Consider the following 13075-nt stretch of genomic DNA (forward strand, 5'->3'; position numbering starts at 1 on the left):
AATTTGAAGCCTGAAATTTTAAAACTAACCAATATAGGCCCCTTTCGAGGAACTCACACAATAGATTTTAGCCTCATGGATTCTATTTTTTTGGTCTGCGGAAAAACCGGTGCCGGAAAAACAACCATCTTCGATGCAATCTCTTATGCCTTTTATTCAAAGCCTTTGGGGAGCCGCTCCCAAATTACCCGCAGCCTCAGAAGTCAGTTTGCCCCCGAAACTGAAACGGCTGAGGTAGAGCTTGTATTTACTATGGGACCTGCCAAATACAGGATTTTTAGACGGCTTCCTTTTTTACGCCCGGGAAAGAAAAACGAAACTCCTGAAGAATCGGCCCTAGCCCAATGGGACGGCAAAACTTGGAAAGATTTAAGCTCTACAAATAAGCGGGACACGGATAAAAAGATATTGAACATAATAAACCTAAACGAAAAAGAATTTGCCCGCATTGTCCTCCTCCCTCAAGGCGAATTCGCCGCTTTTTTACGCGAAAACTCAAGCCAAAAAAAAGAAACCCTTGAAGAGCTTTTTCCGATTTCCCGCTACACCAAAATACTGGAAAATCTAAAGGAAAGAGAAAAAGCGGAGTCCTATAAGATAAAAAACACGCAAGATGCCCTTGAAGCCCTCGGCAAAGAATTCGATGCCGATTCCTATCCTTCAAAAAAAGAAAGTTTTGAAAAAGAGATAGAACTTATCAAAAAAAATTATAACAAAATATCAAAAAAAATAGAGGAAAAAATCTCCGAAAAAGAACAGGCAAAGGTTCTCAAAGAAAAAAAAGAAGAACTTATAACAATAAAAACAAGGCTCGAAAATCTTAATGCCCATAAAGAAGAAATAGGCCTGATGGAAGAAGCTGTCGAAAAAGCCCGCAGAGCCTCCTCGCTTGCAGTGCTTGCCGATTCCGTAAGCAAACTGAAAAACAACATAGCCGAATATAAAGACGACATCGAAAAAAAGATAAAGGACTTAAATGCCGTAACCCAAGTTTTGGATTCTCTTAAAGTGCAAGAAAAAGAAATTGAAGCCGAAAAAGAAAACAATACGGCCCTAAAGCAAAGTCTCGACCGCCTCAAAAGGGCTGCCGAGGTATACAAAGAAATAGAAGAACGCTCTTATGAAAAAAAAGGTCTTTCTTTACAAAAAAAAGAAAATACCGAAAAACTTGCTCAAACCGAAAAAAATATTCAAGAACTAAAGGACAAAGTTTCGGAATACCTTGAAATAATCAGCGAACTCGATAACAGAAAAGAAATGGCTGAAACCTCAAGCCAAAAACTTTCTTACCTAAAAAGACTTTTTGATATTGCCGTAAAAAAAGAAAAGACCTCAAAGCTCTACACAACCCATAAGGCGGCCGCCGAAAAAAACTACAACGATTTACAGTTAATTTTAAAGGACATCGAAATAGAAAAAGAGCTTTTTGAAAAACTTAAAAAAGAAAAAAAAGATTTGGAAATAAACGCAGAAGCCTCTGCCCTTGCCGTTCACCTAAAAGACGGAGAGCCATGCCCTGTCTGCGGCTCAATCCATCATCCTTCCCCAGCCGTCGAAAATACGGAAAGTATTTTTTCGCTGGACGAAAAAATACAAAAATGCGAACGCAGCATCGAAAAGTTTAATCATGATAAGGAGAACTTCAGCAACAGCCTCACAGCCCGCAATAAAGATGCGGACTGGCACAAGGAGCAGCTGGCAGAGCTTGACCGATCTTTTTTCAATCTGAATGAAGAATTTAAAAACGCTTCCTTTATTTTTAAAGAGATGCCCTCAGAAAAAACAATAGAAGGCCTCCTTCCGCAAGCCGGAAAGGAAGCCGAAAAAGACTCCCTTCTTTTTAAAGAAGCCCAAACCGCAAATACTTCAAAAATAAATTTGGAGCAAAAGCTTTCTTCTATCCAAACCCAAAAAGAAGCTCTTACAGAGGCTCTTACAAATATCAAGATAAAAGAAAGCGAGTTAAACACAATCCTCCATGAAAAGAAAAAACAATATGATGATGCCTTTAAGGCTATCCCCTCCGATATCCAAAAGGAAAATATAGATGACACTATCGAGGGCTGTAATGAAATGATTTTTGCCTCCGACCGTAAAATAAGCGGTTATGAAGAAAGGCTCAAAGAAAACAATGACCGCCATACAAGCATAAAGGCCGGGCTTATTCAAAGACAGGAACAGTTGGCCAAGTGGGAAAAATCTTTATTGGAAGAAGAAGAAAATTTAAAAGATTCTTTTGAGCGTAAAGGCTTTTCCTCCTTAAAAGAGCTTTTAGATTCTATTTTACTTGAAGAAAAAATCGCCGATTTTGAAGAAACCATAACAAAATTTAAAGAAGAAAAAATTACCTTGGAACATTCCGCTGCCGGCCTCGAAAAAGATATTGAAGGCAAAACTTTTATTCAACCCGAAAAGCTTGAAGACGAAATTATAATCTTGCAAAAAAATCTTGATGAAGAGCAAGACCGACTTGCAGAAATAAAAAGTTCCCTCGACAAACTCAAAGACCTTTTTGAAAGACGACAGAGTCTTTTAAACGAATTAAAACAAAGAGCCGAAGATGCTCAACTTATAACCGAACTTTCTTTAAGTTTAAACGGCAGCAATAAATACAAACTGAAATTCGATATTTGGATGCTCTCGGCCTTTTTGCGCGAAATAATCGTCTATGCCAACACCCGCCTTGAACGCATGAGCGGCGGACGCTATGTCTTAAAGTTGAGCAAGGAGCTTTCGGGCAACAATCTTTCCGGATTGGACATGGAAATTTATGATGCCTATACGGGCGGCATCCGTCCTACAGCCAGCCTTTCGGGAGGAGAAACCTTTATGGTTTCCATAAGCTTGGCCCTCGGTCTTGCCGACTCCATTCAAACAAGAAGCGGAGGCATAAGATTGGATTCAATGTTTATAGATGAGGGCTTCGGCAGCCTTGATGAAGCAAGCCTTGAAAACGCCATAAGTATTCTCGATGAGGTAAGGGGTAACCGCATGGTCGGGATAATTTCCCATGTCAGCGAGCTAAAAAACCGCATCCCCCAAAAAATCGAAATAGAAAAAACCGCCAACGGCTCGGCAATAAAAATAAGAGGTTAAGCATTTCCGGCTGGAATTTTTCTCTTTTTTATGATATAGTACCGCTTTATCGTTTATAAAACCTTTCGGGAGAAATTTATGTCGATTTTTCAAGCTATTATTTTAGGGGCGGTTCAAGGCTTAGCCGAATTTCTGCCTATTTCAAGTTCCGGGCATCTAGCCGTTTTAGAATATTTTTTTAAACAAGAAGATCTTCCTATCCTTTTTGATATACTCCTGCATGTAGCAACCCTTGCAGCTGTCTGCACGGTTTTTGCAAAAAGAATAGCCGGTCTTTTTTGCGTTTTAGGCCGATTTATCATCAGAAAATCCAAACCTGAAGATAAGGACGATCTTATGATGATAGCAGCCATTATAGTTGCAACCGCAGTAACGGGAGTAATAGGTCTTTTATTAAAAGATTGGGTAAAAGCCATTGATATTCGTCTAATACCCCTCTTCTTTATCATAACAGGGCTTCTTTTAATCGCATCGTCCAAGATAAAACACAATAAACCGGCAAAAAACGTAACTCTCCTTACGGCAGCTATTACAGGCCTTGCTCAAGGCATAGGGGTTATCCCCGGTATTTCGCGTTCGGGCAGCACCATTTCAGCCTCTCTTTTTGCAGGACTTGATAGGGAAAAGGCCGGAGAATTTTCCTTTTTATTATCAATACCGGCAATTCTTGCCGCATTTATCCTTGAACTCAAATCTGCCGATAATCTTCTTGCAGGTGTAAGCCCCATAAGCCTAATAGCCGGAATGATAAGTGCCTTTGTTGTAGGTTATTTTTCTCTCCGGTTTTTACTTAAACTTATAAAAAACGGAAAGCTTATGTACTTCGCTTTCTATTTGATTCCGCTGGGAATCGGTCTTAGTATTTATTTTTGGGGTTTTGCCGGATAATTTTTACGCTTTCGGAGTTAAAATTTGATAGAAGAATCAAAATATAGGATCATATCAATTACCTTGGGCATTTTCATTTTTATGATCTCAATCTACATAGCCTTGGCAGTTCTCTTACCTATTTTCGGTTTTAAAGGTTATATATTCCCCTTTGAAACAATAGGTACGGTTCTTTTTTCTACATATAAATTTTCTTCTTTGCTGATACCTATTATTCTTCTTTATTCTTCAATTTTATTGATGATTCCCGGCTGGTCTCTTCATTCAAAATTTTTATTGTCATTTATGCCGGTGTATTTTTTAACCTGTGTTATGGGAGAGCACCTAGTTTATTTTTTACTTCCAAAAATTGCAAATAACACGGTTCAAGAATTTACAAAAATTGCCGTAACTCTTGCAACAGGACTTTTACTCTTGATGGAGGTATTTCTTACCCTTATATTAAGCGAAAGGGTTAATCAAAAAGCCTCTGTTCAGCCCGAAGAAAAAGACGAAATAGAGGATATCATAGGCGACAGCTATTCTTCTTCAGAAACGTCCATGGTTTTCGGAGAAGGAAATAAAATAGACAAAACAGAGTTTCAGCTAAAATCAAATATAAAGACAGCCCCGGAGACCAACAGGCAAACTTTTTCGGATGCCAACAAACAAAATTTGCCGGAGACCGGCCTTACACGAAATCAGTTTATAAAATCTCAGCTAAATAGCAAAACAGAAGAACCAAAAGAAGCCCCCCCTCTTAAAGACATAGATGCAGATATACCGGTAGACATAGGAAGCGCAGCTCCTGAAGAATCCAAAAAAAGCATTATCGAATCTCTTGTCGTAATAGAAGATATGAACATTGAGCAGGACTTAGAAGAGCTTAACGCTATAGATGACGGTAGAGATGAAGTATTTTTATCATCTTCAGAAGAAGAAAGCGATGAAAATCTTACTGAATACGCTGAGTCTGAACAGCCTGAAATTGCCGAATATGGTAACCTTGAGCCGAACGAAATTACCGAAGACGAAGACCTTGAAAATGATGATGATTCTGAAAATACCGATGTTGACGATATCGATACTGATGATGACGATCAAGATGAAGGGGAAACTCCTCTTTCAAAAGAATTGAGCGACGATATAGAAATCAGTGCAGCCCAGCCGTTAAAACCGAAAAAGGACTCCAAGGATAAAAAAAAGGGCTACCACATTCCTTATGACCTATTAACAAAATATCCGGGAAACGAATACTGGATAGTTGACGATTCAACTCGAAAAGCCGCAGTAGCATTAAAAAACACCTTTGAAGAATTTAATATAGCAATTGAAATTACAGGTATAAGGAAGGGGCCTGTAGTTACCATGTTTGAAGTCTTGCCTCCTCCGGGAATAAAACTGGGTAAAATCACAGCTCTTCAAGATAATATTGCCCTCCGCCTTGCTGCTCAAAGCGTCCGAATTGTCGCCCCCATTCCGGGAAAACAAGCTGTCGGTATTGAAGTTCCTAACGAATCAAGGGCAATAGTCGGTTTTAGAGAGCTAATCGAAACTCAAATTCCCGAAACCGAAAAAATGGGCATACCTATCGTTCTTGGAAAAGATGTAACGGGAGAGCCTCAAACCTTAGACCTTTGTCAGACTCCCCACCTTTTGATTGCCGGAGCTACCGGTTCAGGTAAATCCGTTTGTGTAAACTCCATTATTCTTTCAATTCTTTATAATAAGAGCCCCGAAGAGGTAAAGCTCCTATTGGTTGATCCAAAAATAGTAGAACTTAAACTTTATAACGGCATCGGCCATTTATTGACTCCGGTTATTACAGAACCCAAAAGGGCTCTTCAAGGTTTGCAGTACTGTATCTGCGAAATGGAAAGGCGGTATGCTATGCTTGACTCCATGAGCGTTCGCGATATTAAAAGCTACAATAAAAAAATAAAACGAGAAAAGATTGCAGCCGAACCCCTGCCCTACATCGTAATAATAATTGACGAATTCGCCGACCTTATGTCTACGACAGGAAAAGAACTTGAAGCTACCGTTTCAAGGCTTTGTGCCATGAGCCGTGCCGTAGGTATTCACTTAGTGCTTGCAACCCAGAGGCCATCGACCAATGTAATTACAGGTTTAATTAAGGCAAATATTCCGAGCAGGATTGCCTTCATGGTCGCCTCCCGTGTAGACAGCCAAATTATTCTCGATAACATCGGAGCCGAAAAGCTTTTAGGAAAGGGTGACATGCTCTACGTAAGTACAACCAAACCCTTCCCCGCCCGAATCCAAGGCACTTTTGTTTCAGATGATGAGGTAGAGCAAGTCGTAGAATGTGTAAAAACCTTCGGAGAACCCGATTATATAGATGACGAAATATTTGTAGACGATGAAGACTATTCCCAAGGCACCCTCTTCGGAGAAGAAAGCGATCCGCTCTATGATGAAGCTTTAGAGATTGTTTTGGCAGAAGGAAAAGCCTCAGCCTCTTACATTCAAAGACGGCTTAAAATAGGCTATAATCGTGCCGCTCGAATAGTAGAAGAAATGGAAGAACGCGGAGTAGTCGGCCCTGCAAACGGCTCAAAACCGAGGGAAGTTATTACGCATTCTTAAAATATTATATGAGGTAAAATTTATGATTGATAATGCTTTATTTTCAGACTTTTATGAATTGACAATGGCTCAAGGTTTTTGGAAAAAAGGAAATAATACAAAAACCGTTTTTGACATGTTTTTTAGAACCAACCCATTTAAGGGGGGGTATTCCGTCTTTGCAGGACTTGAACCCCTCTTAGAAACCATTCAAAATTTTCACTTTGAAAAAAGCGATATAGACTGGCTTAAGTCTCTCGGAATATTCGAAAAAGATTTTTTAGAATATATTGCCGATTTTAAATTCTCAGGCAATATTTGGGCAATAAAAGAAGGCAGTGTCGTTTTCCCGAATGAGCCCTTAATCCGTATCGAAGCCGATACGGTTGAAGCCTTGCTCTTGGAAGGCCTAATTTTAAACATGATAAATTTCCAAACCCTTATAGCAACCAAAACAGCCCGAATTTGGCTGGCCTCAAAAAAGGGAGCTATAATGGAATTCGGCCTCCGCCGAGCTCAGGGCAATGACGGAGCTATGAGTGCAACACGGGCAGCCTACATAGGCGGAGCCTTCGGCACAAGCAATTCCCTTGCTGCTAAGGAACTCGGCATACCCGCCCTCGGAACAATGGCCCACTCATGGATAATGTCTTTTAAAAACGAAGAGGATGCTTTTCAGGCCTATGCCGACATGTATCCCGACAATTCAATATTTTTAATAGATACTTATGATACCCTCCGTTCGGGTATTGTAAATGCTATCAAAGTAGGAAAACGGTTGCAAGAAAAGGGGAAAAACTTCGGTGTCCGCCTCGATTCGGGCGATATTTATTATTTGAGTAAGGATGTGCGGAAGCGCCTCGATGAAGCCGGTTGTCCTACGGCAAAGATTTCCGTTTCAAACGAACTGACGGAAGAAATTGTAGAATCCCTAGTTCAAAACAATGCACCTATAGATTCTTGGGGAGTAGGTACTCACATGGTCACGGGCGGAAATGAGGCTTCCCTTACAGGCGTATACAAAATGGCAGCACGCAAGAGCTTAGGAGAAACGGAATGGACTCCTGTTATGAAATTTTCAGATAATCCCGCAAAGATGACTAACCCTGCATGTAAACAGGTTTGGCGCCTATACAATCCTGATGGAACCTTTAAGGCAGATGTGTTAACCCTTGAAAACGAAAAACTTGAAGAGGGTGTGGAACAGACCTTTTATCATCCTGCAAACGATTATCAAAATTTTACATTTACACCGACAAAGGTTCAACCTCTTTTAGAAAAGCGTATTGAAAACGGCAAGGCTGTCGGCAAGGCTCCAAGTCTTAAAGAAATCAAAGCCTATGCAGAAAAGCAACTCGACAGTTTGGATTATACTTCAAAACGTCTTTTAAACCCCCACATATACAAGGTTTCTTTAAGCGAAAAGATGAGGGATTTAAAACAGAAACTGATAAAAAATAAACCGGTTTTTAAAAACTGAAATAATTTTGGAGGTGAAAATTATGAAAAAACGTTTTTCGATCCGTAATAAACTGATCGTTATCTTTGGTGCCTTGGTTGCTGCCGCACTTTTTATTTTCGGAATTATAGCCGTAAATATTGCTGAAAAAGCCGTAAAGGAAAAGGCCGAAACTCATTTGATTGATAAAGCAAAGGATACGGCTGAAATTATAGACGGAAGAATAAATGCCTTCTTTCAGCTTTTGGAAGGTATTGCAAGATCTCCTGCCTTAACCGATCTCGAAACAAGCTATTCTCAAAAATCGCTGTATTTACAAAAACAAAGTGCTTTAGATAATAATATTCTAGAACTTAACATAGCAGATTTAAATGGGAACCGATATACAAATACAGGTAAAAAGATATTTGTAGGAGATCTTGAGTGGTATAAAGTCAGTGTATCAGGTAAAAAATTTGCTTCAGAGCCGATAACTTCACGTTCTAGCGGTTCTTTAATCACCGCATTTGCCGTTCCCATTTATAATGAAGACAATAAAATTATAGGAGTATTAGCCGCATCCGTTGACGGCTTTAAGTTATCGAATGACATAAAAGATATAAAGGTAGGAGATTCGGGCGGCTGCTACATCATAGGCTTAAGCGGAATAACAATTGCCGATAAAGATACGGAAATTGTTTCAAAACTTGAGTCCAGTGTAGATAAGGCAAAAAAGGATCCCTCTTTTGAAAGTATAGCAGCTTTTGAACAAATAGCTATAAACGAAAAAACACCTTCTGTAGGTTCTTTCTCTTGGGAAGGAGAAACTGAAATCGCTTCTTTTGCTCATATTAAAGCAACGGATTGGACGGTCATTATTTCGGCGCCCATAGGCGAGTTTATGGGAATAGTCAATATCTTAAAAATATCTCTTTATGTTGTAGGTCTGATTATCTTAATAAGTACCATTGCCGTAATCTTCATTCTAGCTTTACGTATTGTAAAACCGATTAATGGTGTCGTTACAGCTTTAAGAGACATCTCGTTAGGCGGCGGGGATCTAACTGTGAGACTTCCCATTAAAGGAAATGACGAAATTACGGATATGTCTAATTATTTTAATCAAACCATCAAAAAAATAGAAGATTCCATTCAGGCTGTAGGAGTAAACACCGTAACAATGGAAAACATAGCTACCGATCTTGCAGGCAATATGAATGAAACAGCCGGATCAGTGCATCAGATCATGGCAAATATCGAAGATGTAAAACAGCAAGCCATGACTCAAGCCGCAAGTGTAACGGAAACGGCTACCACTATGGAAGAAATAATCCGCACAATAAAACAACTGAATAACAATATAGAAAGTCAAGCTGCGAGTGTAGCCGAATCATCTTCCGCTATTGAAGAAATGGTAGCAAATATAAGCTCTATTACAAGGACTCTCGGAAAAACCGATGAAGTTATTAAGACCCTTGCAGAAGCCACAGCTGACGGCAAAAAAACCGTTACAAATGCAAATACGGTAACACAAGAAATTTCCGAAGAATCGGGAGGCTTATTGGAAGCATCAACAGTTATTCAGCACATTGCGAGTCAGACAAATCTTTTGGCTATGAACGCTGCCATTGAAGCTGCTCATGCAGGAGAGGCAGGAAAAGGGTTTGCCGTTGTTGCCGATGAAATAAGAAAACTTGCCGAAGAATCCAGCACTCAAGGAAAAACAATTACATCTACATTAAAAAACTTATCCGGAGAGATTGAAATATTGTCTGATTCTGCAAAAACGGCTGAATCGAAGTTTAATATTATTTTTACCCTATCCGAGCAGGTAAAACAAATGAGTACAACCTTGATGAACGCCATGGAGGAACAGCAGCACGGCAGTCAAGAAGTACTTACCGCTATCAAAGACATAAACAGAATTACCGCCGAAGTTCAGGCAGGCTCTGAAGAAATGCTAAAAGGAGGTGAAGGTGTTGCAGAAGAAATGAGCAAACTTGACAGCCTCACCCATGTCATAACAAACAATATGAACGAAATGGCTAAAGGAGCAGGGCAAATCTCTACCGCAATGGAGAAAGTTGCCGTAATAACGCAAAATAACAAGCAAAGCATTGATAACCTTGTTAAAGAAGTAGGTAAATTCAAGACAAGCAATCAAATAAAATTCTCAGAAAATAAAAAAGAAGAAGTATCGATTAATCTTGAAGGGGCAATCAAAACCCATGTAAAATGGAAAGTTAAACTCCGCGCCGCTATTTCAGCAAAAGAAACTCTTGATGCAGGAACTATTTCAAAGGATTCGGAATGCGAATTTGGAAAATGGCTTCACGGTGAAGCAAAGACAAAATACGGTAACTTGGCATCATACAAAAACTGTTTGGCCAAACATGCCGCCTTTCATACGGAAGCAGGAAAGGTAGCCTTTGCAATAAATGAAGGAAAATTTACCGAAGCTGAAGCCATGCTTAATACGGGAAGCCCATTCAGCACCTCTTCAAATGAAGTCACTGCGGCCGTTACAGCCCTAAAAAATGAAACAGGCTTGTAAAAATAAAAAGAAGCTGATTATAATTTCAATAGAAAACGCCTATTAAGATATTTAATCCTAATAGGCGTTTTTAAAATTTAAGATAAATTCTTAAAAAACGTATTTTAGCAAATTTTACCGCCCGAAACTTTTATGTCGGAATTATTTTCGACAATAGCCTCGATTGCAAGCTGAATTCCTTTTACAATCATCTCCAAACTCATTGAAGGCGTTAAGGCGGGTTTTCCGATAACCTGTTCGGGCAAAAATGGAATATGAATAAAACCGCTTTTCGTCGGTTTGCCCTGAGCTGTTCTTTCCGCGGCAATATGAGCTACGCCATAGCAGACATGGTTGCAAATAAAAGTTCCTGCCGTATTCGATATTGAAGCAGGTATTTTACCGGCTTTTACCTTTTCGACAATGGCCTTGATGGGCAGAGTAACAAAGTAGGCGGCAGGCCCGTCTTTTACAACGGGTTCATCAATGGGCTGATTACCCTCGTTATCGGGAATTCGGCAGTCATCAATATTTATACCGATTCTTTCAACCGAAATATCGGCCCGGTTTCCGGCTTGACCGATACTTAAAACCACATCAGGGTTTTCTTTTTCGATCATTTCTTTTATCTTTGCTACGGATTTTCCGATAACCGTCGGAATTTCCAGCTTGATAATTTTTGCCCCCAAAATTTCATTGGGAAGAAGTTTAATTGTTTCAAGGGCCGGATTAATCTTTTCGCCGCCGAAAGGATCAAAACCGGTAACTAAAATTTTCATTTATCTCCTCACTAATTTTAAAAAGCAAATATCAACATCAAAATAATATGAACAATAATCAAAGCAAAAGACATAAGGGCTTGAGCCTTAATCAATGTATATTTATTTTTAGTTTCCAAAATTGCTGCAGGAACAATGTTAAAGTTTGCTGCCATAGGTGTTAAAAGCGTACCGCAGTATCCGCAAGTCATACCTAAGGCTCCTACAACAGCAGGATTTCCGCCTTGTGCAATTACAAAGGGAACACCTACACCGATTGTGATAACGGTAAAGGCAGCAAAAGCATTTCCCATAATCATCGTAAAGATTACCATTCCAAGACAATAAGCGATAACACCCAGTACGGGAACACCCTGAGGAACAATACCGCTTGCAAAATGGCCGATTATCTTACCTATTCCGGCTGTTGCAAAAATTGCACCCAAAACGCCGAGGAGCTGAGGAAGTAAACTTGAAGAGCCTACCTGCATCAGCATCTTTGAAGTATCGTTGATTGTATCTTTCATTTTCGGTTTGGTTAAAATTATTGCAAAAATAAGGGCAACTATCGAGGCAAGGCCTACAACTTGTGCAGTAGAAAAACCGAAGATTATTTCTTTTCCGGCAGCATTTGTTCCAAGCGAAATTTTAAAGCTCTTCATTTGAGCCAATAACATCGCAACAACACCAATTAAAACGGCGGGGATAAAAATCTTGTTACCTACTTTTTTTGAATTTTCAGTAATTTCCTCTTTTGTTGCCGACTTAATATCCGCAACTTTTACTTGTTTTGTAAGAGTAAAACCGCCCAAAACAATGAGTAAGCCTCCGATAATGGCACCTCCGTAAGGTACGTTAAGAACGATAACTTTACCGAACATAAACAAAAATCCTAAGATTCCCCAGAACAAGAATGTTCCGATTGGATTCTTTTTATCTTTTAAGGAGATTACGGCCGTGATAATTGAAACAAGACCGCAAAGGCCGTAAACGATTTCATCTATAACCATTGTATTATTATGAATAAAACTAAACATCTGCCTTTTCTCCTTTTCTAAGTGATTTTTCAAAGAGCCAGCACTGTACTAAGGCTATAAGAACCATTGCAACACCTGCCAAGATTGAATATTTAGCAACATCGATATTGCTTATATCCAAACCCTGTTCTTTTAAAGTTCCTGTAATTAAAAGAACTCCTGATGCAACGGGAAAAATATTTTGACCGAAAAAGTTTCCATAGTTTTCGGAAGCTCCTGCCAGCCCCTTAATTTTTTCGATGTCGTCTTCGGTAAGCTTTACATGTTTTTGAGCAGCTCCTTCAGCCATAGGGAGGATTAATGGTCTGATAAACTGAACATGACCGCCCAATCTGATCGAAAATGCCGAAGCAATTGTTCGTATAAGAATGTAGAGCCAAATAACCATACCGGCACTTGCTCCCTTAATCTTTTTAATGAATTCTGCAGCTCTTTCCTTTAATCCGTAACGTTCCATAATAGCGATTACAGGAAAAGAAATAAAAAACAAGCTCATGTAACGGTTGTTTACAAAACCTGTGCCTATTGCATTAAGGACTTCAACAAATCCCATCTTTGCAATCAAGCCTGTTACAAGACCTGAAATCAAAACGACTGCAACTACATCAAGTTTTAAAATAAAACCGGCGATGATAATTACAACACCTATTAAAACCAAATAGTTCATATCCAACTCCTTTTATTGGTTTACAATTTTGTCCGCTCATCTTACTAAAAAAATAAGGCTTTGTCTATTATTGTAAAAAATTGTTATTAA

The 13075-nt window shown here is 39.3% G+C and carries 7 protein-coding genes and 2 pseudogenes; 6 read left to right on the top strand and 3 right to left on the bottom strand.

Annotated elements, in window-relative coordinates; genetic code table 11:
* Positions 1 to 3 precede the first annotated feature (3 nt).
* The 6 genes and pseudogenes from E4N80_RS11160 to E4N80_RS11185 all read left to right on the top strand — a co-directional run.
* On the top strand, positions 4 to 3096 hold the full coding sequence (locus E4N80_RS11160) for an AAA family ATPase (protein ID WP_253699272.1): 3093 nt from the start codon (positions 4 to 6) through the stop codon (positions 3094 to 3096).
* 78 nt (positions 3097 to 3174) lie between these two features.
* A complete protein-coding gene (gene uppP / locus E4N80_RS11165; protein ID WP_253699273.1) occupies positions 3175 to 3984 on the top strand; it encodes an undecaprenyl-diphosphatase UppP in 810 nt (269 codons plus the stop codon).
* Between the two features lie 24 nt (positions 3985 to 4008).
* A complete protein-coding gene (locus tag E4N80_RS11170) occupies positions 4009 to 6573 on the top strand; it encodes a DNA translocase FtsK (RefSeq protein WP_253699274.1) in 2565 nt (854 codons plus the stop codon).
* Between the two features lie 22 nt (positions 6574 to 6595).
* The gene (locus E4N80_RS11175) at positions 6596 to 8032 is read left to right on the top strand and encodes a nicotinate phosphoribosyltransferase (protein ID WP_253699275.1); all 1437 of its coding nucleotides are present in this window, start codon (positions 6596 to 6598) and stop codon (positions 8030 to 8032) included.
* A gap of 22 nt (positions 8033 to 8054) precedes the next feature.
* Positions 8055 to 10142, top strand: a pseudogene (locus E4N80_RS11180) (methyl-accepting chemotaxis protein); the annotation flags it as partial.
* 87 nt (positions 10143 to 10229) lie between these two features.
* Positions 10230 to 10544, top strand: a pseudogene (locus tag E4N80_RS11185) (CZB domain-containing protein); the annotation flags it as partial.
* A 104-nt stretch (positions 10545 to 10648) separates the two neighbouring features.
* On the opposite strand, the gene pcp reads toward E4N80_RS11185, so the two are convergent.
* Genes pcp through E4N80_RS11200 form a run of 3 tightly spaced genes read right to left on the bottom strand, consistent with a single transcriptional unit; the run spans position 10649 to position 12985 of the window.
* A complete protein-coding gene (gene pcp / locus E4N80_RS11190) occupies positions 10649 to 11302 on the bottom strand; it encodes a pyroglutamyl-peptidase I (protein ID WP_253699276.1) in 654 nt (217 codons plus the stop codon).
* A gap of 17 nt (positions 11303 to 11319) precedes the next feature.
* Complete coding sequence (locus E4N80_RS11195) at positions 11320 to 12318, bottom strand: DUF979 domain-containing protein (RefSeq protein WP_253699277.1); 999 nt, start codon at positions 12316 to 12318, stop codon at positions 11320 to 11322.
* Positions 12311 to 12985, bottom strand: coding sequence for a DUF969 domain-containing protein (locus tag E4N80_RS11200; RefSeq protein WP_253683024.1), 675 nt, complete (start codon positions 12983 to 12985; stop codon positions 12311 to 12313). Before E4N80_RS11200 ends, E4N80_RS11195 begins: the two co-directional genes overlap by 8 nt.
* Positions 12986 to 13075: the final 90 nt, after the last annotated feature.

This window comes from Treponema denticola (assembly GCF_024181605.1).
GTDB lineage: Bacteria > Spirochaetota > Spirochaetia > Treponematales > Treponemataceae > Treponema_B > Treponema_B denticola_B.

Excerpts from the sequence above, each read along its gene's own strand:
- E4N80_RS11195 (WP_253699277.1), bottom strand. The coding sequence starts at position 12,318 with ATGTTTAGTTTTATTCATAATAATACAATGGTTATAGATGAAATCGTT.
- E4N80_RS11175 (WP_253699275.1), top strand. The coding sequence starts at position 6,596 with ATGATTGATAATGCTTTATTTTCAGACTTTTATGAATTGACAATGGCT.
- E4N80_RS11200 (WP_253683024.1), bottom strand. The coding sequence starts at position 12,985 with ATGAACTATTTGGTTTTAATAGGTGTTGTAATTATCATCGCCGGTTTT.
- pcp (WP_253699276.1), bottom strand. The coding sequence starts at position 11,302 with ATGAAAATTTTAGTTACCGGTTTTGATCCTTTCGGCGGCGAAAAGATT.
- uppP (WP_253699273.1), top strand. The coding sequence starts at position 3,175 with ATGTCGATTTTTCAAGCTATTATTTTAGGGGCGGTTCAAGGCTTAGCC.